This window comes from Halochromatium sp. NSM3, assembly GCF_059621085.1.
In genome coordinates this window covers 52,810-74,589 of sequence record NZ_JCAQIA010000004.1, presented here as the reverse complement: position 1 = coordinate 74,589, position 21,780 = coordinate 52,810, and the positions used below count along the sequence as shown (strand labels likewise).

Below are 21,780 nucleotides of genomic sequence, written 5' to 3'. Positions count from 1 at the left end.
GGTCTCAGCCGATCTTGGCGGCCATATAGCGCGCAGCCCCATACAGCGGCGTCTGCGGATCCAGGATGACCCGCACCGGAATCCGCTCCATCAAGCCGCGCATCCGGCCCTTGTCCAGAAACCCCTCGATGAAGCCCGCGCCCTGGAGCAAGGCCAGATTCTTCGGCGCGATGCCACCGCCGAGATAGACCCCGCCCATGGCCATGTGCTTGAGCGCGGTGTTGCCGGCCTCGCGCCCATAGAGCACCGCGAAGAGTTCCAGCGCCTCTTGACTGATGGTATGACCATTGTGCGCGGCCTCGGCCACCGCTGCGGCGATATCGCCATCACTGCGCAGCGCCTCGGCCACCGCCGGCGGATGCGTCGCCTTATGCCATTGGGCGAGGAACTCGTAGACGGTACCGATCCCCATGCCGGAGACCACGCGCTCCCAACTCACGCGCCCGACGCGCTTTTGCAGATAATTCAGCAGCGCGAATTCGCGATCGTCGGTCGGTGCGAAATCGGTATGCCCGCCCTCGGTGGCGAATGGATGATAACGCGCGCCATCCCAGAACAGGCCCGCCTCGCCCAACCCGGTGCCGGCGGCGACCACACAAGCATTACCGACAGCATCGGGTGCTCCGCGCTGGATCACGACCAACTCGTTCGCGCTCAACGCGGGTACGCCCCAGGCGACGGCCTCGAGATCATTGAGCAGCCCCACGCGCTCGAAACCCAGGCTCTTCTGCAACGCCGCAGCATCGATCTGCCAGGGCAGATTGGTGGTCTTGCTGCGCCCAGCGACAACCGGCCCGGCGACGGCAAAGGCCGCCGCCCTGCACCCACAGCCGGTCTCGTCGAGAAAGGCGGTGACGATCTCGCCAAGCGAGACCGACTTTCGACTCGGATAACGACGATGCAGCTCCAGCGTGACGCTGTCATCCTCAACCTCGGCGATGCCGAGTCCCGTCTTGGTACCGCCGATATCGCCGACCAGAACACGCATGATGGTTTGTCTCCAAGGCTGGGACGCCCGCTCGTGGCGCGCAGGCGTGCGGACCGCAGGCGCGCGGATGTATGGCGTGATGATAGCAGCGCCGTGGCGCTTCGGTGGCGCGCATCGCGTCGTCGCCATGGTGCCGCGTCGACTTGCCGCCGTGACATGCCGGCGTGCTGCCAACGCGGATTTGCCGCCATCATGCCGCTCTGCCATGCCGCCGCCATAACCGCCATAGCCGCCAACGCAGACTTGCCGGCCTGCGGCTTTGCCGTCGCGCAACCGCCCAGGCTCAGCGTCAGTTGGGACGCTGGCTCACGAAGCGGAAAGGCGCGGCACGCGAGCCGCCTGGATAGTGCAGGAGCACCTGAGCTTCCCAGGTCATGCGCGCACGCACGCACACCGGCAGCATCCCTTGCCCGCGCCAGCGCTCGATGTCGGCATCGGCATTAGCGTCGGCACCTGCAACGGCACCTGCAGTGGCAGCCGCACCCGCATCGTCGCCCGCACTGGCAGCCGCACCAGAATCGGCGCCTGCCCCCACACCAACACGCTGCAGACGAACGCGATTGAAGCCCATGTTCATGTCGACGCCCTGGAAATCGATCTCGACCTGCTCGGGCGTGGGCAGATGCGTAAGCCTGACCTCGAGCTGCAGCGGGCGCACCGCCGGGATGCCCAGTGGCTCGATCGCCAGACGAACCTCGCCGCCATCGGCGAAGCGTACCCGACAAGCCTCGCGCAACAGATCGCAGTCAGGATTCAGCGGCGCGCGCTCGCCGAGCGGCGGATGCAGGAGCGGCCCGATCTTGATCAGCACCACGACGACCACGGTGAGAGCGAGCCCGGCCGCCAGGGCCCAGAGATGACGCGCGTTCTGGTCGTTCATCCGTCTTGCGCGAACAAACCATCAGGTGAACAGGGTCAACACCCCGGTATAGCCATAGAGCCGATTCTGCGAGAGCTCACCATTCGCGTAGAAGCCCACCAGCGGAAATTCCCCCAGCTCGTTGCGGATCTGCTTCAGCTCTTGCGAGTCGTCACCGAACAGGTTGGCCCCTCGGCCGAGGCAAGAAACATAGACACCGCCGCGCGGCGGTGTCTTCAAGCGCGCCTTCAGGTTGCCGAGCATGCGCGAGAGGTCTTCGCTGGCGGTGTTGGCATCGCGGCGACAGAACATCAGCTCCTGTCCTTTCTCGACCAGATCCCCGATCCCGATCAGTCGCTTCTCCATGTCGACACCGATCAGATTGCGCACCAGATAGTCGCCCGTATCGGAGCCGGCGATCGGCAGGCCGGCGAAGATGTAGCCGCCCACGCGCGAGATGTCACGCGCCAAGACCTCGCCGATGTCGTCCTTGAACACATCCAGCGCCGGACGGCCATCGAGTTCGACGATCACATTACGCTGACAGGCGGTAATGCGCCGGTGCGGCCCGATCGGCGAGCAGCCCTGGGACAGCGCGGTCTGAATGCCAATCGCCTCGGTGAACATGACGCCGGTCAGGCCGCCTTCGGTCGGCTCATCGGCGATCACGCGGGCATTTTGCTGGCTGCTCGCCAGGCCCCCGACCAGGAAACCGGTCACGGTGCGCTCGGCCAGTTGCCGGATCAGGCTCTCGGTGAGCGGATTCGACGGATCGGCATGCACCAGGCCCATGAACGGCTGGGCACTGCCGAGCCAGGCGCGCTGTGCGGCATCGAAGCCGTCGAGGTCCTTGACGATGGGCGAAAAGACCCGGAACGAGTCCTCCGGCAGATCGGCGATCATCGCCGCGATCGCCGGTCGCTCGTAGTATTCGACCCCGGTCGCACAGATACCGAGGCCCACCGCGCCGACCCAGTGCTCGACATCGGTCGCCTCGCGCAATGCCTCCAGGATCGCTTCCAGGTGGGCGTTGATGGCATCGGTGAGATAGAGGAACCCGAGGCGCCCTTCGAGGCCATAGGGCGCAGGATCTTGGCCCGAGCCGAGCCCGGCGATGACGCGCTCAAGCGCTAGGTGCCAATCGTCGTCGGTGGCGTGGGCATAAGGAAATGGTTGCATCATCGGTCTCGGGCTCGCTCAGTGAAACCTTGGGGCATGAGGGCGCATCCAGGCATGGGCCAGGTATGGGCTCGGTGGCTGGCTCAGACCTCCGCCAGATCGCCCTTTTCCTGCAGCCAGGCGCGCCGATCGGCCGCGCGCTTTTTGGCCAGCAGCATATCCATCAAGGTGGCGCTGTCATCCCCCGGCTCAACCGTGAGTTGCACCAAACGGCGCGTATCCGGATGGATGGTGGTCTCGCGCAACTGTAGCGGATTCATCTCGCCGAGCCCTTTGAAACGCTGCACGCTGACCTTGCCCTTGAGCTTCTCGGCGGCGATGCGATCCAGCACACCGACGCGCTCGGCATCATCCAGGGCGTAGAAGACCTGCTTGCCGACATCGATGCGGAACAGCGGCGGCATCGCCACATAGACGTGACCGGCCGCGACCAGTTGTGGGAAGTGCTTGAGGAACAGCGCGCACAAGAGCGTCGCGATATGCGCGCCATCGGAGTCGGCATCGGCGAGGATGCAGATCTTGCCGAAGCGCAGCCGGCTGAGATCGTCGCTGCCCGGATCGACGCCGATGGCCACCGCGATATCGTGCACCTCCTGCGAGCCCAGCACCTCGGCCGGGTCCACCTCCCAGGTGTTCAGGATCTTGCCGCGCAACGGCATGATGGCCTGGAACTCGCGGTCGCGCGCCTGCTTGGCCGAGCCGCCGGCGGAATCGCCCTCGACCAGGAATAGCTCGGTGCGGGCGGGGTCGGTGGCGGTGCAGTCGGCCAGCTTACCCGGCAACGCCGGCCCCTGGGTCACGCGCTTGCGCGTCACCGCGCGTCCGGCGCGCAAGCGCGCCTGGGCGGCGCCGATGGCGATCTCGGCGATGCGCTCGCCGTCGCCGACATGCTCGTTGAGCCAAAGACTGAAGGCGTCCTTGACCACGCCGGAGACGAAAGCCGCGCACTCGCGCGAGGACAGGCGCTCTTTGGTCTGGCCGGAGAACTGCGGGTCGATCAGCTTCACCGAGAGCACCCAACTGGCGCGCGCCCAGACATCGTCCGGCGCTAGCTTGACATTGCGCGGCAACAGGTCGCGGAACTCGCAGAACTCGCGCACGGCCTCGGTCAGGCCGCTGCGAAAGCCGTTGACATGGGTGCCACCCTGGACCGTCGGGATCAGGTTGACATAGCTCTCGTTCACCTGCTCGCTCGCCTCGGGCAGCCAGGTCACGGCCCAGCTCGCAGCCTCGGTCTTGCCCTCGAGCGCACCGACGAAAGGTACCTCCGGCACCCGCTCGGCGGCGCCGAGCGCCTTGCTCAGATAGTCGCGCAGCCCGTCGGCATAACACCAACACTGCTCCTCGCCACTGGCCTCGTCGCGAAAGCGCACCTCGAGCCCTGGGCAGAGCACGGCCTTGGCGCGCAGCAGATGGGTCAGTTGGCGCACCGAGACCTTGGGCGTGTCGAAATAGGTCGGATCGGGCCAGAACCGCAGCCGCGTACCGCTGTTGCCGCGCCCGACCCGGCCGATCGGGGTCAGATCCTCGGCCTTGTTGCCGTCGGCGAAGGCCATCCGATATTCCTGGCCATCGCGCTTAACCCACACCTCCAGGCGTTTGGAGAGCGCGTTCACCACCGACACGCCGACGCCGTGCAAGCCGCCGGCGAAGCGGTAGCTGCTGCCAGCGGTGAACTTGCCCCCGGCATGCAGTTTGGTCAGGATGACCTCGACACCCGGCAGCCCCTGCTGGGGGTGCATGTCCACCGGCATGCCACGCCCGTCATCGCAGACCTCGATCGAGCCGTCCTGGTACAGGGTCACATCGATACGGGTGGCCTTGCCGACCAGCGCCTCGTCGACGCTGTTATCGATCACCTCCTGCGCGAGATGGTTCGGACGCGTGGTGTCGGTGTACATGCCCGGGCGCTTGCGCACCGGGTCTAAGCCGCTAAGAACCTCGATCGCCGAGGCATCGTAGTTACCGCTCATCGCGGGGTCGAACGCTCCTTAATAGAGAGGAAAAACCGAGCCGGCCCTGATCCGGACCTGGGGGCCGCGTTGACCGGTCAAAGCCGGCTACGGTAACTTAGAGTGAAACCTCTGTTCAAACATCCCATGAGCGAAGACAGGATCGACGACCCCAAGCAGTTCGAGGCCTCATTGCAGGCGCTAGAGACGATCGTCGATCAACTCGAGCGTGGCGACCTCGGTTTGGAAGACTCGCTCGCCGCCTTCGAGCAAGGCATCCGGCTCAGCCGTGGCTGCCAACGGGCACTCGACCAAGCCGAGCAACGGATTCGCATCCTCAGCGAGCCCTCGGAGGACACCGAGCCCGAGCCGTTCGCCGGCGGCACGGCCCCTCCCCTGAGCGACTGATCCCGAGCAGCGGACAGATCCGAGTTCGCACCTCTCCCTCCCGTCACCGATAAGCGATTGGCCCCATGCAAGACGCCCCCCGCCTGAAGACCTTTCTCAAAGAGTGCCAAGACCGGGTGGCGCGAACCCTGGAGCGCGTTCTGCCCCCCGCCGAGCAGCCGCCGACGCGGCTGCATCAGGCGATGCGCTACGCGGTGCTCGGCGAAGGCAAGCGCGTGCGCCCAACCTTGGCCTACGCCAGCGCGCAAGCCCTCGGCCTCGAGCCTGAGCGCGTCGATGCCGGCGCCGCCGCAGTCGAACTCATCCATGCCTATTCGCTGATCCATGACGATCTGCCGGCGATGGATGATGATGATCTGCGGCGTGGACGGCCAAGCTGTCATAAGGCCTTCGACGAAGCGACCGCAATCCTCGCCGGCGATGCGCTACAGACCCTCGCCTTCGGGATCCTGGCGCAGGATGACGCAGCGGCTCCCGAGGCAACCTCGCGCCTGCGCATGTCGGCCGCGCTGGCGCGCGCCGCAGGCTCGATCGGTATGGCCGGCGGCCAAGCCTTGGATCTGGAGTCCGAAGGCAGCGACCTCGATCTGGTCATGCTCGAGAATATCCACATCCACAAGACCGGCGCGCTGATCCGCGCCAGCGTGCAGATGGCCACCCTCGCCTGCCCCGAGCTGGAGCCGGCCAAGGCTGATGCCCTCGATCACTATGCCAAGTGCATCGGCCTGGCGTTCCAGATCCAGGACGACCTGCTCGACGTCGAGGGCGAAACCGATGTCATCGGCAAACAGAGCGGCGCCGATGCCGCCCACGAGAAAGCGACCTATCCGTCGTTGTTGGGTATCGTCGCAGCCCACGAAGCCGCCGACGACCTGGTGTCGGACGCCCTCGCCAGCCTCGAGCCGTTCGGCGCGGGTGCCGATCCGCTGCGTTGGATCGCGCGTTATATCGTCAGCCGGGACCGCTGATCCGCACCCTCGCTAGCGCCACACATCAAGACAGCCGCCGGCTAACCTGTTAGTTTGGACCCTTAAGATCGCCGACTCCTCCTGATATCCAGGCCCATGCAAGATAAGGTTGTCGTCAAAGACCTCTACAAGATCTTTGGACCCGAGCCTGACCGAGCCCTCGAACTGCTCGATCAAGGGCTCTCGAAGGCGGAGATCTTCGAACAGACCCGCACCACGGTTGGCGTGCAAAAGGCCGACTTCAGCATCCGTGAAGGCGAGGTGTTCGTGGTCATGGGGCTCTCGGGCTCGGGCAAATCGACCCTGGTGCGCATGCTCAACCGCCTGATCGAGCCGACGCGCGGCCAGGTGATCGTCGACGGCGTCGATATCACCCAGATGTCAAAGCAGGAGCTGATCACCATGCGGCGCTGCTCCATGAGCATGGTGTTTCAGTCGTTTGCGCTGATGCCGCATAAGAGCGTCGGCGAGAACGCCGCGTTTGGGCTTGAGGTCTCCGGGATGTCCAAGGCGCAGCGGCGCGAGCGCGCGCTAAAGGCGCTGGACACCGTGGGCTTGGCCACCAATGCCGACAGCTATCCGGACGAGCTTTCCGGCGGCATGAAACAGCGCGTTGGCCTCGCCCGCGCCCTCGCCACCGATGCGCCGATCCTGCTCATGGACGAGGCCTTCTCGGCCCTCGATCCACTGATCCGCACCGAGATGCAAGACGAGCTGGTGCGCTTGCAGAGCACCCATGCCCATACCATCGTCTTCATCTCGCACGATCTCGACGAGGCGATTCGCATCGGCGATCGCATCGCCATCATGGAGGGCGGCGCCATCGTGCAGATCGGCACCCCGGAGGAGATCGTCACCAAGCCGGCCGATGACTATGTGCGTTCGTTCTTCCACGGCGTCGACGTGAGCAAGGTCTTCAGTGCTGGCGACATCGCCTCGGATCGCGCCATCACGGTCTTCGAGCGCAGCGGTGTGAACGTGCGCGCGGCCTTGGCGCAACTGCACGATCGCGGCCACAGCCTCGGCATCGTCATCGATCGCGACCGTCACTATCGCGGCATGGTCAGCGTCAATTCGCTGGCCGATGCCGGACGCGACAGCGAGCATTCACGCTGGGAGGACGCCTTCCTCAAGCAGATCCAACCCGTCGCCGCCGACACCGAGCTGTCCGAGGTGCTCGGCCAAGTCACGGCGAGCGAGTTCCCGGTGCCCATCGTCGATGCCGACGGCCGCTATCGCGGCATCGTCGACAAGACCGTCTTGCTGCAAACACTGGATAAGACGACCTGAGCCATGGCGAACGACATCACCGATTTCGAGATCCCGATCGGCGACTGGGTCGCCGCCGGAGTCGACTGGATACAGACCAACCTCACTGGCATCCTCGATGGCATCTCTGCGGTGCTCGAGTTCGTCATCGACTCCTTCGAGGGCCTGCTGCAGGGCATTCCGCCGCTGATCCTGGCGCTCATCATCGTGCTGCTCGCGACCTGGCGCGTGGGCTGGAAATTCGGCCTCTTCGCCATCGCCGCCATGGTGCTGCTGTTCGGCATGGACATCTGGAGCGAGACCATCTCGACCCTGGGGCTGGTCATCGCCTCGAGCCTGGTGGCGCTGCTCATCGGCATCCCGATCGGCATCACCATGGCCCGGCACGATGCCTTCGAGGCGATCGCCCGCCCGGTGCTCGATCTCATGCAAACCATGCCGCCCTTCGTCTACTTGATTCCAGCCGCGATCTTCTTCGGCCTCGGCAAGGTTCCGGGGGCGATCGCCACGCTCATCTTCGCCATGCCGCCGGCCGTGCGCCTGACCAATCTCGGTATCCGCCAGGTCAGCGACGAACACGTCGAGGCCGGCAAGGCCTTCGGTTGCACCAGCCGTCAGCTGCTGTTTAAGGTGCAGTTGCCGTTGGCCATGCCGTCGATCATGGCCGGGATCAATCAGACCATCATGCTCGCCCTGTCGATGGTCGTCATCGCCTCGATGATCGGGGCCGGCGGGCTCGGCAACACCGTGCTCACCGGTATTCAACGACTCGATGTCGGGCTCGGCTTCGAGGGCGGCCTCGGCGTCGTGCTGCTCGCGATCCTGCTCGATCGCATCACTCAGAGCTTCGGTATCGTCCGCCGCGTTGGTGGACCGCCGTCGCTCATCGCCCGGCTACGCCGGTTATTCCAGCGTACGCCGAACAGCCTGAGCAAGGGTTAGGCGCTCACCACCACTGTCTCTGCCTGGTCCAGCCAGCGCATCTCAGGCCCCCTGGGCCAACATTCGAGCGCCAACCACCACGCGCTCCTTCCATCCCTCCACCCACCGTCAAGAGGAACCGCAATGTTCATGAAAACCTCACTCAAGGCCTTAACGGCGGGCGCCCTCGCCCTCTCGCTCGGCACTGGCGCCTACGCCGCCGACAGCATCAAGATCGGCTGGACCGCCTGGTCCGATGCCGAGTTCGTCACCAAGCTGACCCAGCGCATCCTCGAGGAGCGCATGGACTATGAGGTCGAACTGGTGCAGACCGATATCGCGCCCCAGTACCAGGGCCTGTCCACCGGCGATCTGGATGTGATGCTGATGTCCTGGCAGCCGGGCACGCACGGCGATTACGTGGAAAAGGTGTGTAACGATGTGGCGCCATTGGGCATCCTCTATACCCACGCCCGCCTCGGCTGGGCGGTACCGGCCTATATCCCGGAAGAGACCCTCGCCAGCATCGAGGATCTGAACAAAGACGAGGTCAAGGAGAAGCTCGACGAGACCATCACCGGCATCGACCCCGGCGCCGGCATCACGCGTCTGTCCAAGGAGGCGATCGAGGAGTACGACCTCGACGACTATGAGCTGCAGATCTCCTCGGGTGCTGGCATGACCGCCGCCCTAGAGCGCGCCACCCGCCGTAATGAATGGATCGTGGTCACCGGTTGGAGCCCGCACTGGATGTTCGGTGCCTATGAGCTGCGTTACCTGGAAGACCCCAAGGAGGTCCTCGGCAGCTTCGAGCGCGTTGTCGCCCTGGCGCGCACGGGCTTCTACCAGGAGGATATCGATGCGGCGAGCTTCATCTCGCGCATCCAGATCCCGATCGACGACCTGCAGGCGGCGATGTACGACGCCCAAGAGACCTCGTATGAAGATGCGGTGACCAAGTACATCGAGAACAACGAGGCGCGCATCGACTACTGGGTCACCGGCGAGCTTTGAGCCGCGATACAGCGCCTGCTGCCAACCGGTACATCAGCGGTCCGCATCAGAACGCTGTGAAAAGCCCTGTGTGTCAGGCCGCTTGATGGCCAAGCCATCGCCACCGAGCCTGCGAGCCCGGTGGCGATGGCATGTTCACGCGATCAGAAGTAGTAACCGAAGTTGATGTTGAAGCGGTAGTTCCAGTCATCATTGCCGTTGACGCCGAAGTCACCGACACCATCGACGATGTTGCCGTAGCTGTCGCCCTTATCGCCGACGAAATAGTTCCCGTCGGAGAAGGCGAGATCGGTATAGATGTACCAACCGTTGCGCGCCCAGGCGGCGCCGAGAATCGCAAGCTGGCTATCGTTGAAGTCACCATCCTCCTTGAGGATGCTGCTGTACTCGACATAGGGACGCACTGAATCCAGCCAGGGGATCTGGTTGGTCTCGTACAGGTAGCTCAGTGAGATCGCTGGCAACCAGGCGTCGGTTGCCACCGGCCAAGCGAAATCATAGGCCCCCATCGGTAGCAGCTCATCGGTTCCGAGCAGGTTGTCGTCATCGATGTTGAGCTTGTAACGCGTGAGCTGGGTCGCCAGCAGCCAGTTGTTCCAGCTGTTGGTCATGTGCACCGACGCCGCCCAGTGGTCACCGTTGTCCGCACGCCGCCCATCGAGCTGCCCATATTGCAGCGACACGCCGAGTGCGGTATCGACAGCGCTCTGATCGATGTTGTAGATGGCGCGAAGATTGAACTGGTTGCGTTCCTGGTAGCCATTCGGGAGCGCGCTGATCACATCGCCGTTTGCCGCTAGTCCGGAATCCCAGACCACGGGGTCATAGCTGTAACGCGCGCTGTCGCGACTCGTCCCATTACCATTCCACTCGCTGCGCGCGTAATAGGCGACGTCGAGATCCCAGTTATCGATGCTGGTGACATACTTGACGCCGAGATCCATGTCATCCGACAGGCCAACATAGTAGTGCTGATCGAAGAACCAGCTCTGCGAGACGCCATAAGGGCCGGGCCCGAAGGGCACCCGGTTGACACCGACCTGGAGCTGGCTGCCGTCATCGAAATCCCAGCCCAACCAGCCGGTATGCACGAAATTGTAGCCGTTGTACCAACGATACTCGAGCTTTCCAACCAACTGGTTGTACTTGAGGTCCATGTTGATGCGGAAGGTATCGAGTTCGAAGTTACCGCCGTTTCCACCCCGCGAGGGACCCTGCCCACGGTTCGGATAGTCACCGAGCACATAGTTGGCGCGGATCGCACCACCAATGGTCAGTGGGCCGACCTTGATCTTGTTCGCCTGCGGCGAGCCGGCCTTAACAAGCTCGGCCTCGGCCGTTTCGGCCTTCTCGGTGGCGGCGACCGTCTCGGCCCTGGCCTCGGCGAGTTCGGCCTGGGCCTGATCGAGCTGGCGTTGCAGCTCGCGGACACGGCGCTCGAGGGCGGCGGAATCGGTCGCGGCGGTCGCCAGTTGCGGGGCGCCGACCATCGCGGCGAGACTGAGCGCCAGCAGTGTTGGTGAGCGTCGATGAGCCGTTTGCGGCGACCTGGGAGCGGCGCCTGCGGTGCGCGATGTGGAGTGCTTCATGATGGATCGATTTCGGTGGTGAGTGGACGACTCTGGGAATGCCGTTATGCAACGTCGCTCGTACACGACCAACACATGCTCGCCACAAGAGACATGTCGTGCATATACAACAGTACCGGTCAGTTTATATCGTAGACGGTCTATTTTCCAGTCATCCAACGCGCCTTTATTCAGGGGTCTCCTTTGCTGAGCGACGCACTCGGGACACCACGGATGAACATCATCCTGATCTATGTCGTCGCCCTCCTCGCCCTCCTGCTCAGGCGTTACGGCGACATCCGATGCAGGGGGCATGTGCAGGGAAAGCCCCGGGCTTGCTCGCGCCCGAGCGGTACCTTTACAGTTCCCGTCACGGGGCAGAAGATCCACAGCGGGGGGCATCATGGAAGCAGAAATCCGGGAGATTTGCGATCACATCAGCCGTCATCCGCCCTTCGACGGGCTGACCGACGATCTCCTCGAAGAGGTGGCCGGCGCGGTCGAGATTGCCTATTCCAAGGCCGGCACCACCATCTCCGAACGCGACGGTCCGGTGCAGGCGCTGTCCTACATCCGCAGCGGCGCGGTGGAGGTGTACCTCCACAACGGCCAGCTCTACAACCGCCTCGGTGAGGGGGACATCTTCGGGCAGTTCGATCTGCTGAGGGACCGCCAGGTGCGCTTTCCGGTGCAGGCCATCGAGGACACCCTGCTCTATCTGATCCCGAAGCCCGTTTTCGACCGCCTCTGCGCTGCGGACGACGATTTCGCCGATTTCGTGGAGCTACCCGGTTCGCGGCTCAAGAGCACGGTGGAACAGAGCCAGCGCAACAACGACATGATCGCCACGCGGGTGCGTCGGCTCATCTCCCGCCTGCCCGTCATGATTGATGAGTCCGCCACCGTGCAGGAGGCAGCTCGCCTCATGACCGAGAACGACGTCTCCTCGGTGCTGTTGCTCAAGCCCGGTAACGACGACGATTCGGACGGCATGTTCACCGACGCCGAGGGACAGCAGTGGCTGCTCACGGGGATGATCACGGACAAGGATCTGCGGCAACGCGTCATCGCCGCCGGGGCCTCGGCGCAGACACCCCTCTGCAGTATCAGCCACGACAAGCTCATCACCATCCAGTCCAGCGAGTCGGTCAACGAGGCCATGTTGACCATGCTGCGCAACAATATTGAGCTACTGCCGGTCCTCCACCGCCGCCGTCCGGTGGGGGTGGTGGACCTGTCGGATATCGTCCGCTACGAGACCAACAACAGCCTCTATCTGGTCAACAACATCTTCAGCCGCACCTCGGTCAAGGGCTTGGCGCGCCTCACGCCCGAGGTGCGGGCCTCCTTCGTGCGGCTGGTCGACGAGGGCGCCACCTCGCGGATGATCGGAGGGGCCATGTCGAGTGTCGGCCGCAGCCTGATGCGCCGCCTGGTGGAGCTGGCCGAGGCCGATCTGGGTCCGCCCCCCGTTCCCTACTGCTTCATGGTGCACGGCTCCCTCGCGCGCAACGACCAGTCCATCACCACGGATCAGGACAATGCCATGGTGCTCCACGACGCCTTCGAGCCGAAGCGCCACGATAAATACTTCAGGGAGTTGGCGCGACAGGTGAGCGACGGGCTGCATGCCTGCGGCTACCCTTACTGCAAAGGGGGTGTCATGGCCACCAACGACCTGTGGCGCCAGCCCCTCGCCCGCTGGAAGCACTACTTCAGGGACTGGATCGCCAAGCCAGATCCGCAGCGGCTGCTGCACAGTTGCATCTTCTTCGACCTGGACGCGGTCCACGGCGAGGCGCGGTTCGTGGAGGAATTGCAGGATCTGATCGCCACCCGGGCCAAGGCCAGTCCCCAGTTCCTCGCCGCCCTGGCGCGCAATGCCCTCGGCCGTACGCCACCGCTGGGCTTTTTCCGCACCTTCGTGCTGGAGCAGGACGGACGGCATAACAACCGCATCAATATCAAACGCCGCGGCATCGCCCCCCTGAACGACGTCATCCGGGTCCATGCCCTGGGGGTGGGCTCCCGGGCTCAAAACGGCTTCGACCGGCTCGATGAGATCACTCAGGCCGGCGCCCTACCCGCCGGACAGACCGACAAGTTGAGCTATGCCCTGGAGTTCCTCTCGATCGTGCGGATGCGCCATCAGGCCCAGGAGATCCAGGACGACCATGAGCCGCACAATGCCATCCAGCCGGAGCGCATATCGGACACTGAACGCCACAACCTCAAGGAGGCCTTCCAGGTGCTGAGCAATGCCCAGAACTTCCTGCGCTTCCGCTACCCCAGCCCGGGCCGTTGACAGCAATGATCTTCAGCGCGCGCCAGCAGCAGCGACCCCCCAGCTGGGCGGAGTATTTCGCCCGCCAGGCCGAGGCTTGCAAGACCCCGGCCCTGAAGCACTTCTACGCGGCGGGGGTGCCGGCAGAAAAGCGCCCCATCGGGGACGTCCCGCTGGTGGCATTGGATTTCGAGACCACGGGCATGGATCCCCGGGAGCACGCCATCGTCAGCATCGGCCTGGTGCCCTTCGACCTGCGGGTGATCCGCCCGTCGGCGGGCCGTTACTGGGTCGTCAAGCCTCCCCGGTCGCTGACTGAGGAATCCATCGCCTTCCATCGCATCACCCACTCGGAGGTCGAGCACGCGCCGCCCATCGCCGCGATCCTCGACGAGGTGCTATCGGAGTTCGCCGACCGCCTGGTGGTGGTCCACTACCGCAACATCGAACGGCCATTCCTCGATGCCGCCGTCATGACCACTCACGGCGAGCATTGCCTGTTTCCTCTCATCGATACCATGGCCTTGGAGGCACGCTGGGAGCGCCGCGGCCGCCTACAGGGCATCAAGCGCTTGTTCGGCATCCAGCCCGCCTCCATCCGGCTGGCCGACAGCCGCACCCGCTACGGCCTGCCCCATTACTCCTCCCATCACGCCAAGGTGGATGCCATGGCCACGGCGGAACTCTTCCTGGCTCAGGTGGCCCGGCATTTTACGCCCGAGACTCCGGTCTCCGATCTCTGGCTATAGGCATCGGGGGGCAGGCTGATCGCGGCTAATGCCGATCACGACTGAACAACGGGGCGGTCACGGCCGCCCCTCGAGCGACTGAGAACAGGCCCTAGGGTCTTGGCGCTTAAGCGCTTACCGGCTTTGCCTTGCCAGGCCGGGGCTCACTCAGCAGCCCCATGACGATGGCATAGCAGCCCGCCAGGAGTAGCAGCGTGAAGGGCAGACCGGCGGATACCGCCACCGCCTGCAGGGCGGCCAGACCACCACCCAGCAGCAGCGCGATGGCGATGGCGCCCTCAATAACGCCCCAGAACACACGTTGGGGCTTGGGGGCATCGATCTTGCCGCCCGCTGCGATGGTATCGATCACCAGAGAGCCGGAATCCGACGAGGTGATAAAGAACACGAGCACGAGCACGATACCGATAAACGAGGTGATGTCCGCCAGCGGCAGCTCGCCCAGCATCATGAAGAGCTGCAGTGGCAGTTCCGCCGAGACGGCCCCATCGAAGCCACCCCGCACCTGATCGATGGCTGCGGTGCCGAAGGCCGTAAACCAGAAGATCGACACCGTGGTGGGGATGAGCAGCACAGAGATGAGGAATTCGCGCACCGAGCGCCCCCGGCTCACGCGGGCGATGAACATACCGACGAAGGGTGACCAGCTGATCCACCAGCCCCAGTAGAAGGTGGTCCAGCCCTGGCTGTAGTTGACGTCCTCGCGTGCGAAGGGGTTGGACAGGAAGGGCAACTCACGCAGGTAGCTGACGATGTTCGTGAAGAAATTGGTCATGATGAGGAGGGTCGGCCCCACGAACACCACGAACATCAGCAACATGAATGCGAGGAACATATTGATCTCGGACAGGCGTTTCACGCCTTTGTCCACGCCGGCCACGATGGACAGGATCGCCACAGCGGTGATGCCGGCGATCAGCAGCACGAGGGTCACATCGCCACCACCGATCCCGAACAGGTAGCTCAGCCCTGCGGCCGCCTGCTCGGCGCCATACCCAAGCGAGGTGGCCAGTCCGAACAGGGTCGCGAACACCGCCAAGATGTCGATGAGATGCCCCGGCCAGCCCCAGATGCGCTCACCCAGAATCGGGTAGAAGATGGACCGGACCGTCATCGGCAGGCCCTTGTTGTAGGAGAAGATCGACAAGGCCAACGCCACGATGGCGTACATGGCCCAGGGATGCAGGCTCCAGTGCAGCAGGGTCGCGGCCATGCCCAGGCGGGCGGCGGCTTCCGGATCGCCGACAGCCCCCCCCAAGGGGGCCCAATCCGTACGCACGCCGTCGGCGCCCACGCTGATGCCCTCCAGGGCCGTCCCGTAGTGGGTCAAGGGTTCGGCCACGCCATAGAACATCAGCCCGATACCCATTCCCGCCGCGAACAGCATGGAGAACCAGGAGATCCTCGAAAAGTCCGGCGTCGCATCGGCGCCGCCGATGCGGACGCGTCCCAGGGGCGAGAGGATCAGCCCAAGGCAGAGCAGCACAAAGACATTGGCCGATAGCAGATAGAACCAGGTGGCATTGGCGTTGATCCAGCTCTTCGCCCCGTCGAAGGTCGCGGTCGCCTGCTCGGGCAGCGCCAGGGTCAGCACCACGAAGCTGAGGATCAGTAGGGACGACACGGCGAACACGGCGCCGTGGATGTCGATATTGATCCCGAGAGGACGGGCTTGGTAGTTGTCCTGACCGATCCGGTAATCGGTATCGATCAGATTGGACGCACCTTCCGGGGCCGGTACGCCGACCGACTCCGGCGGTGACTCCGGGGCTGTTGTGGGTTCTTTTTCCACAGGATTCTCCCTTGTCTGCCTGATTCTAATGCGGGGTCTTGTGCGCTGGTCTTAGGCGCGGCTAGTCGGCCGGGGTATGGCCACGCACGAGGAACACGGACGCCTCGGTGTGCTGCGCGATCTTGGCCCCATTGGCGGGCATGATGGCGTCGAGATGGGTGGGCAGATGGGTCGCCATGACCACCAGGTCCGCACCGAGGTCATTGATGGCCTGGACGAGGATATTGTCCAGATCGGCTGACGGATCATGGCTGTTGTAGACGCGCGCCGTGGGCTCATGACCGCTGTCGGGGGCATGCTCGTGGGCGAACGCCCTGAGCTTGACCTCATATTCCTGTGGCGTGCGGGCCACCGCGCTGGGCTGGGAGGTGGTCACGCCGACGTAGCACAGGGCTGCCCCGTAGTGGCGCGAGAGATCGGCGGCTACGCTCAGGGCCTTGTCCAGCGCACCCAGGTGCGCAAGATCCACCGGCACCAAAATCTTGTTGAACATGAAGGCGTGCCTCCTCGAGGTTACGCGAGCGCGTGCTGCGGGGGATCATCGTGCACACCGCGCCACTGGCTCGCCGGGTCGGTACTCTTACAGCCTAACAGGAAGGCGGTTGGTAAGACCAACCGACGGGGCAGCCGTTCTCCCCGAAGCGGACCACCATCCATCAGTCGTGCTCCCCAGTATCCTGAGCGCGGAGGCACGATGCATGATGTCCGCCTTGCAGGCGGTTGCTTTTGGCCTCATCGTTTCAGTCAAGCTTTACAATGGAGATCGGTCGAACGCAGGATGCCGTTCGGCACGATTCCTCCCCGCCATCTCTTAGGAGCAAGTCTTTTGGACGCCGCGCTTACCGCCCGCTCACCCGAGCCCACCGATCGCTTCGATCGCTCAACCGCACAGACCAAGGATCCCGACAAAGCGACTAACATTGCCGATGTCCAGTCCAGCCGAGACCATCGTCGGATCGCGATCAACAAGGTGGGCATCAAAGATATCCGCCATCCAGTGCGGATCAAGGACCGCAGCGGCCGCGAGCAGCATACGGTCGCGACCTTCAACATGTATGTGTTCCTGCCCCACCACTTCAAGGGCACGCACATGTCACGCTTCGTCGCCATCCTCAATGGCCACGAGCGCGAAATCGGGGTCGGCACCTTCAAGGAGATGCTCACCGAGATGACCCAGCGGCTCGAATCCGAGGCCGGCCACATCGAGATGCGATTCCCGTTTTTTGTCAATAAGCGCGCGCCGGTCAGCGGGGTCGAGAGCCTGCTCGACTACGATGTCACGCTCATCGGCGAGGTGCGCGGCGGCGAGCCCGAACTCTCGATCAAGGTGGTGGTGCCAGTGACCAGCCTCTGCCCCTGCTCCAAGGAGATCTCGCGCTATGGCGCGCATAACCAGCGCTCGCACGTCACCGTCGAGGCCAAGACCCGTGGCTTCCTATGGATCGAGGAGCTGATCGAGCTGGTCGAGTCCGAGGCCAGCGCTCAGCTCTACGGGCTCCTGAAACGGCCCGATGAGAAGTACGTCACCGAGCACGCCTACGAGAACCCGAAGTTCGTCGAAGATACGGTGCGCGATGTCGCCCGGCGCCTGAACGCCGAGGAGCGCGTCACGGCCTATGTGGTCGAGGCCGAGAACTTCGAGTCCATCCACAATCACTCGGCCTATGCGATGGTCGCGCGCGACAAGGACGCCTCAGCCGCTTAAAACCTGCCGATGTCAGCCTCCAACCTCTCAAGCCAAGCGGCAGATGGAATCGAGCCGCTCTCGAAGACATCGAGCGCTGGCGGATAGACGACCGAGATCGCAAACGGCTCCATCGGGTCTTGGGTTACAGTCACCCAAACGCCGCCAAGGAATGGCGAGCCCGGAACTTCGAGACGCCAAAGCCGATCAGCGCCCTCCGCTGCCGACCCCGCTCGGATCAGCGGTTGATTGAACTGGAAGCGGTGGGTATCGCCGTGGATCGCCAGCACCGGCCCTGGGTAGCTCGCCAAGAGCTGCTCGAGATCGGTCAGCAGCGGCGCAAAACCCGGCGACGGCGAGGCGCGCTCGAACAGTGGATTGGCATGGAACAACAGCACCATCGCCCGCGCCTGGGTCTGTTGCGCAACGCGAGTGGCTTCCCGCAGCAGCTTGCGGTTCGCCCCCGAGCGTTGCCGCCATTCCGCCATCGCGGCGGCGTTTCTTGGGCGGCGATTGTTCTCGCTGCCCACCACATGCAGCAGCACGAGCATCACATCGTCCTGCAGCGTATAGGCATTCTCAGGGAACGCTGGATCGGGCACCACCAGATCAAGCGCGGCATTGTGGAGCACCTCGGGGTTGGCGAAGAAACGCGCTCGCAATGCCTCCAGGCGCTCTAAGGGGTCGAGGGCGCCCGCCGAGCGTCGATGACAGTCGGTCCATTCATTGTCGCCGGGGGTGTAGAGCATCGGCACCGGCTGCGCTTGGAACACCCTCGCGACGCGTTGATTGCGCGCCTCGGTACAAGGTTGACCGCCGCCTTTGATATCGCCAACGTGCACGATGAATGGCGGGTGCTGTTCGGCAGCCCCCCGCAACAACCGCTCGAGCGGCGCGTACTCGGCATTGCCATAGGGCGCGTCGCCAACCACGAAGAAGCGAAAGTCCTCAGTCTTTGGCGCCGCGACTGCGGCCGCGTTCATCCAGAACAGGCTGCTCAGGAGCACGCTGGTCAAGACAGCGCCAGCCGCCCAGCGCCACATCGGCCTATACGGCATCGGAGCCGTTCTCAAGGTCCGGTGACCTGTCCGCCGCCAAGACGCTGACACGCGCAAAGCGTATTCCATAGGCGTGGCCAATCCCCGCTCAATAGCGGCCATGCGATCGGGTCACATAGTTGCGCAGTTCGCTACTCTCTTGATTCGCTCGCATCAGGTTGCTGTGGGTAATCCGGAACAGCGCGCGCATAACCTTGAACACCAGCATTCGATGCTCCGCGAGCAAGGCCTCGAAGTCTTCCGGCTCCAGCGTCAGCACCACGCAATCACAGGCGGCGCGCAGCCCGGCCTTGCGCGGCGGGCCATCGACGAAGGCGCGGGTTCCGGCACATTCGCCGGGCGCCATGCGGTAAACAGCCGAATCAGTACCATCATGATGATGCAATACATCGAGCCGTCCTTCGGCGAGCACGAATAGGGTTCGCCTTGACTCGCCCTCGACCACCAGGGACGCTTGGCCCGCGAGTGGCACTACGCCCATCGCATCCGCCAGGGTTGCAATCTCGGTCGCATCGAGTTCGGCCGCAAGCACCGATGCCCTAAGCCAGTCGGTTTTTTGTTGATCGGTAGGGTGATCGTTCATCGCCAGCATTTTCCTCTAAAAGCCTGTCTTCCAAAGTATCTGGACCTTGGCCGAGCCTCATCCAGTGTTGATCTTCAATCTAGCAGAACCCGGTGACGCCTCGGTGTCAATGCGCAGCACCAGTGCGGGCAGCTCAGAGCGCCAAGGCTTAAACTAGGACACCGAACCGCATGATCACCGACTAGAGCGACCTTCCCCGCCATGCCTGATCTCGACCTCCATTTCCAGCCGCCCGCCGACTGGGCCGAGACCATCCACGTCCACTACTGGGATCGGCAACCTGCCGGAGACGCCAGCGACTGGCCCGGGGTAAGGATGGAACCTGATCCTGACACACCCGGCTGGTACCGCTGTCAGTTCACGAAGACCCGCCGGCTGCATCTGGTCTTCAATGATGGACAGGGCCGCCAAAGCGCGGACCTCTCTCGAGATCGCAGTGGTTGGTACCGGCTCGATAGCGGTTGGCAGAATCAGTGCCCAGAGCCGGCTGCGGCCAATGTCGACCAGCGCTCAGCGGCAGCAACCGGGACGCCTAGCCCAGAGCCATCGCCCCGTGGAGCGCCGGCGCAAGCGATAACGCAGCCCCCCGCTCAACGGCCGGCGCAGCGGACAGAACCTCTGGCCGAGACGCCTTCGGCGCAAAGGATGGTCCATCTTCAGCCTGGCCCACGCACCCTCACCGAGCGCACCGACTTCCGCGAAGAGACCATCTACTTCCTGCTCACCGCCCGCTTCTACGACGGCGACCCGTCCAACAACGCCTTCTGTCGCGACCGCATCCGCTTCGACGACCAGGGCAACGCCATCGACCCGCACTGGCGCGGCGACTTCAAGGGGCTGATCCAAAAGCTCGACTACATCCGCGACCTCGGTTTCAGCGCGATCTGGATCACGCCGCCGGTCGAGAACCGCTCCGGCCTCGACTACCATGGCTACCATCCCTACGACTGGACCCGCATCGACCCCCGGCTGGAATCCCCCGACGCGACCTATCAGGATCTGATCGATGCCGCCCACGCCAAGGGCATCAAGCTCATCCAAGACGTGGTCGTCAACCACTCCTGCCAGTACGGCATTCGCGGCCAGGTCCACATCGACCATCTGCCGATCAAATATTACGTGCCGCAGGGCGCCGAGCAGGGCCAGATCGATCACGGCCCCTACCAGGGCAACCTCGGCCACTATGCCTGGCCCAACCGCGACGACATCGACAACCCGCTCGCGCCCGATTGGTACCGCGAGCGCCACGCGCGCGACCCCGAGGGCATCGAGCCACTGGTCGACCCCAAGACCGGCGAGACGGTGCCCAAGCCCGGCTATGATCCGGGCCGCTTCTTCGGCATCGACGCCCAGGACCTGGACCCAAACTGGTACCACCAGGACGGCTTCATCTGCGGTGGCGACTGGGAGAGCGCGCATCCGCTGCAGCAGAAGCATCTCGCTGGCGACTGCATCGATCTCGCCACCGAGCGCCAGAACGTCAAGGACTACCTGATCGGCGCGATCAATCGCTATCTCGACATGGGCGTCGACGCGCTGCGCATCGATACCGTCAAGCACGTCGAGCGCGACAACCTGCTCGAATACGTCAATGCCTGGAAGGCGCACAAGCCGGGGCTGTTCGTGTTCGGCGAAAACCTGGTCAAGGGCTATGGCTGGGGCGACCTCGGTGGCGGCGACAACGGCCCGAGCGAGATCCGACCCTGGTGGTACACCCGCCTCGGCCACGACCCGCGCGATCCCAACAGCGGTGGTGATTCCGGCTTCCCGCAGCTCGACTTCGGCCTGTTCTCGACCTTCCGCGACACCGTCAGCAAGGGCACCTATGCCGGCACCGCGCAGGTGCTGTCGATGGATTGGATCTATGGCGATGTGACCAGCCTGGTCACCTTCCTGCAGAACCACGACGTCGGCCCCGACAACGACTTCAAGTACCGCTTCAAGGGCGAGGACTGGATGGCCGCAGCGGCCTACAACCTGCTCTGGACCGCGCGCGGCATCCCCTGCCTCTACTACGGCGAGGAGATCGCCTTCATGCGCGGCGCGCCGCAGGATGTCGAGGGCGAGAAGGACACCCTGGAAACCACCGGCCGCGCCTACTTTGGCGATCATCTCGAGGAGGATCGCATCAGCGAGACCCAGTCCCATCCGCTCTATCGGCATATCCAGCGGCTGAATCTGATCCGCCGCTCGATTCCCGCGCTGCAGAAGGCACCGATGACGCAGGTAAACGAATGGGGCAGCGGCATGAGCTTCGTCCGCGATCTCTCCGCCGAAGGCTCTTATGCGGTGATTGGCCTGGCCATCGGCAGTGACCAGCAGGTGGAGATCGGCGATATTCGCTCCGGACACTACCGCGATGCGGTCACCGGCGCCGAACAGCACAGCGACGGCCAGCTGAGTTTTCAGGTCAAAGGCAACTCAGCCGGGATCTGGGTGCTCGACGGCCCGGGTCAGCTCGGCGACGACGGCCCTTTCCTGCACTGATCGACCATGGACCTCGC

The 21,780-nt window shown here is 64.1% G+C and carries 18 protein-coding genes; 9 read left to right on the top strand and 9 right to left on the bottom strand.

All coding sequences use genetic code 11. The annotated features are described in order from the left end of the window. Positions 1-4 precede the first annotated feature (4 nt). The 4 genes from glk to parE form a co-directional block, all read right to left on the bottom strand. Complete coding sequence (glk, locus tag AC54T3_RS02965; RefSeq protein WP_496622202.1) at positions 5-988, bottom strand: glucokinase; 984 nt, start codon at positions 986-988, stop codon at positions 5-7. A gap of 289 nt (positions 989-1,277) precedes the next feature. Then, entirely contained in the window at positions 1,278-1,868 is a 591-nt protein-coding gene (locus AC54T3_RS02960; protein WP_496622201.1) for a hypothetical protein, read from the bottom strand. A gap of 21 nt (positions 1,869-1,889) precedes the next feature. Continuing rightward, positions 1,890-3,029: an FIST signal transduction protein gene (locus AC54T3_RS02955; RefSeq protein WP_496622199.1), complete on the bottom strand. Its 1,140-nt coding sequence runs from the start codon at positions 3,027-3,029 to the stop codon at positions 1,890-1,892. Between the two features lie 80 nt (positions 3,030-3,109). Continuing rightward, entirely contained in the window at positions 3,110-4,999 is a 1,890-nt protein-coding gene (gene parE / locus AC54T3_RS02950; protein ID WP_496622197.1) for a DNA topoisomerase IV subunit B, read from the bottom strand. A 126-nt stretch (positions 5,000-5,125) separates the two neighbouring features. Between parE and AC54T3_RS02945 the strand changes: the two genes are divergently transcribed. The 5 genes from AC54T3_RS02945 (at position 5,126) to AC54T3_RS02925 (ending at position 9,558) form a co-directional block, all read left to right on the top strand. Then, positions 5,126-5,386 carry an exodeoxyribonuclease VII small subunit gene (locus AC54T3_RS02945; protein WP_496622196.1) on the top strand — a complete coding sequence of 87 codons (261 nt, stop codon included), beginning with the start codon at positions 5,126-5,128 and terminating at the stop codon, positions 5,384-5,386. A 65-nt stretch (positions 5,387-5,451) separates the two neighbouring features. Beyond that, complete coding sequence (locus AC54T3_RS02940; protein WP_496622194.1) at positions 5,452-6,354, top strand: farnesyl diphosphate synthase; 903 nt, start codon at positions 5,452-5,454, stop codon at positions 6,352-6,354. 96 nt (positions 6,355-6,450) lie between these two features. Continuing rightward, positions 6,451-7,644, top strand: coding sequence for a glycine betaine/L-proline ABC transporter ATP-binding protein ProV (gene proV, locus AC54T3_RS02935; protein WP_496622192.1), 1,194 nt, complete (start codon positions 6,451-6,453; stop codon positions 7,642-7,644). 3 nt (positions 7,645-7,647) lie between these two features. Further along, entirely contained in the window at positions 7,648-8,565 is a 918-nt protein-coding gene (locus AC54T3_RS02930) for an ABC transporter permease (RefSeq protein WP_496622190.1), read from the top strand. Positions 8,566-8,688: 123 nt separating this feature from the next. Next, positions 8,689-9,558 carry a glycine betaine ABC transporter substrate-binding protein gene (locus AC54T3_RS02925; protein WP_496622189.1) on the top strand — a complete coding sequence of 290 codons (870 nt, stop codon included), beginning with the start codon at positions 8,689-8,691 and terminating at the stop codon, positions 9,556-9,558. 143 nt (positions 9,559-9,701) lie between these two features. Here the strand turns inward: AC54T3_RS02925 and AC54T3_RS02920 are convergent, their stop codons facing one another. Next, positions 9,702-11,147: a coiled-coil domain-containing protein gene (locus AC54T3_RS02920; RefSeq protein ID WP_496622187.1), complete on the bottom strand. Its 1,446-nt coding sequence runs from the start codon at positions 11,145-11,147 to the stop codon at positions 9,702-9,704. Positions 11,148-11,529: 382 nt separating this feature from the next. Between AC54T3_RS02920 and AC54T3_RS02915 the strand changes: the two genes are divergently transcribed. After that, positions 11,530-13,431, top strand: coding sequence for a DUF294 nucleotidyltransferase-like domain-containing protein (locus AC54T3_RS02915; protein ID WP_496622185.1), 1,902 nt, complete (start codon positions 11,530-11,532; stop codon positions 13,429-13,431). 5 nt (positions 13,432-13,436) lie between these two features. Next, entirely contained in the window at positions 13,437-14,159 is a 723-nt protein-coding gene (locus AC54T3_RS02910; RefSeq protein ID WP_496622183.1) for a 3'-5' exonuclease, read from the top strand. 106 nt (positions 14,160-14,265) lie between these two features. Here the strand turns inward: AC54T3_RS02910 and AC54T3_RS02905 are convergent, their stop codons facing one another. After that, positions 14,266-15,951: a BCCT family transporter gene (locus AC54T3_RS02905; protein WP_496622181.1), complete on the bottom strand. Its 1,686-nt coding sequence runs from the start codon at positions 15,949-15,951 to the stop codon at positions 14,266-14,268. Positions 15,952-16,012: 61 nt separating this feature from the next. Continuing rightward, the gene (locus tag AC54T3_RS02900; RefSeq protein ID WP_496622179.1) at positions 16,013-16,444 is read right to left on the bottom strand and encodes a universal stress protein; all 432 of its coding nucleotides are present in this window, start codon (positions 16,442-16,444) and stop codon (positions 16,013-16,015) included. A 426-nt stretch (positions 16,445-16,870) separates the two neighbouring features. On the opposite strand from AC54T3_RS02900, the gene folE2 reads away from it, so the two are divergent. Next, a complete protein-coding gene (gene folE2, locus AC54T3_RS02895; protein WP_496622283.1) occupies positions 16,871-17,656 on the top strand; it encodes a GTP cyclohydrolase FolE2 in 786 nt (261 codons plus the stop codon). On the opposite strand, the gene AC54T3_RS02890 is transcribed toward folE2, so the two are convergent. Together AC54T3_RS02890 and AC54T3_RS02885 are read right to left on the bottom strand one after the other, a co-directional pair. Next, complete coding sequence (locus tag AC54T3_RS02890; RefSeq protein WP_496622177.1) at positions 17,653-18,693, bottom strand: metallophosphoesterase; 1,041 nt, start codon at positions 18,691-18,693, stop codon at positions 17,653-17,655. The two genes, folE2 and AC54T3_RS02890, sit on opposite strands and share 4 nt — an antisense overlap. 88 nt (positions 18,694-18,781) lie before the next feature. Beyond that, positions 18,782-19,276, bottom strand: a complete 495-nt coding sequence (locus AC54T3_RS02885) for a Crp/Fnr family transcriptional regulator (protein ID WP_496622175.1) — start codon at positions 19,274-19,276, stop codon at positions 18,782-18,784. 201 nt (positions 19,277-19,477) lie between these two features. Here AC54T3_RS02885 and AC54T3_RS02880 point away from each other — a divergent pair, with 201 nt between their 5' ends. Further along, positions 19,478-21,763, top strand: a complete 2,286-nt coding sequence (locus tag AC54T3_RS02880; protein ID WP_496622173.1) for an alpha-amylase family glycosyl hydrolase — start codon at positions 19,478-19,480, stop codon at positions 21,761-21,763. Positions 21,764-21,780: the final 17 nt, after the last annotated feature.

What these genes read in the sequence shown, in the direction of transcription:
- AC54T3_RS02890 (WP_496622177.1), bottom strand. Translation starts at nt 18,693, where the DNA reads ATGCCGTATAGGCCGATGTGGCGCTGGGCGGCTGGCGCTGTCTTGACC.
- AC54T3_RS02925 (WP_496622189.1), top strand. Translation starts at nt 8,689, where the DNA reads ATGTTCATGAAAACCTCACTCAAGGCCTTAACGGCGGGCGCCCTCGCC.
- AC54T3_RS02885 (WP_496622175.1), bottom strand. Translation starts at nt 19,276, where the DNA reads ATGAACGATCACCCTACCGATCAACAAAAAACCGACTGGCTTAGGGCA.
- AC54T3_RS02945 (WP_496622196.1), top strand. Translation starts at nt 5,126, where the DNA reads ATGAGCGAAGACAGGATCGACGACCCCAAGCAGTTCGAGGCCTCATTG.
- AC54T3_RS02880 (WP_496622173.1), top strand. Translation starts at nt 19,478, where the DNA reads ATGCCTGATCTCGACCTCCATTTCCAGCCGCCCGCCGACTGGGCCGAG.
- glk (WP_496622202.1), bottom strand. Translation starts at nt 988, where the DNA reads ATGCGTGTTCTGGTCGGCGATATCGGCGGTACCAAGACGGGACTCGGC.
- AC54T3_RS02955 (WP_496622199.1), bottom strand. Translation starts at nt 3,029, where the DNA reads ATGATGCAACCATTTCCTTATGCCCACGCCACCGACGACGATTGGCAC.
- parE (WP_496622197.1), bottom strand. Translation starts at nt 4,999, where the DNA reads ATGAGCGGTAACTACGATGCCTCGGCGATCGAGGTTCTTAGCGGCTTA.
- AC54T3_RS02940 (WP_496622194.1), top strand. Translation starts at nt 5,452, where the DNA reads ATGCAAGACGCCCCCCGCCTGAAGACCTTTCTCAAAGAGTGCCAAGAC.
- proV (WP_496622192.1), top strand. Translation starts at nt 6,451, where the DNA reads ATGCAAGATAAGGTTGTCGTCAAAGACCTCTACAAGATCTTTGGACCC.
- AC54T3_RS02900 (WP_496622179.1), bottom strand. Translation starts at nt 16,444, where the DNA reads ATGTTCAACAAGATTTTGGTGCCGGTGGATCTTGCGCACCTGGGTGCG.
- AC54T3_RS02910 (WP_496622183.1), top strand. Translation starts at nt 13,437, where the DNA reads ATGATCTTCAGCGCGCGCCAGCAGCAGCGACCCCCCAGCTGGGCGGAG.
- AC54T3_RS02960 (WP_496622201.1), bottom strand. Translation starts at nt 1,868, where the DNA reads ATGAACGACCAGAACGCGCGTCATCTCTGGGCCCTGGCGGCCGGGCTC.
- AC54T3_RS02915 (WP_496622185.1), top strand. Translation starts at nt 11,530, where the DNA reads ATGGAAGCAGAAATCCGGGAGATTTGCGATCACATCAGCCGTCATCCG.
- AC54T3_RS02920 (WP_496622187.1), bottom strand. Translation starts at nt 11,147, where the DNA reads ATGAAGCACTCCACATCGCGCACCGCAGGCGCCGCTCCCAGGTCGCCG.
- AC54T3_RS02930 (WP_496622190.1), top strand. Translation starts at nt 7,648, where the DNA reads ATGGCGAACGACATCACCGATTTCGAGATCCCGATCGGCGACTGGGTC.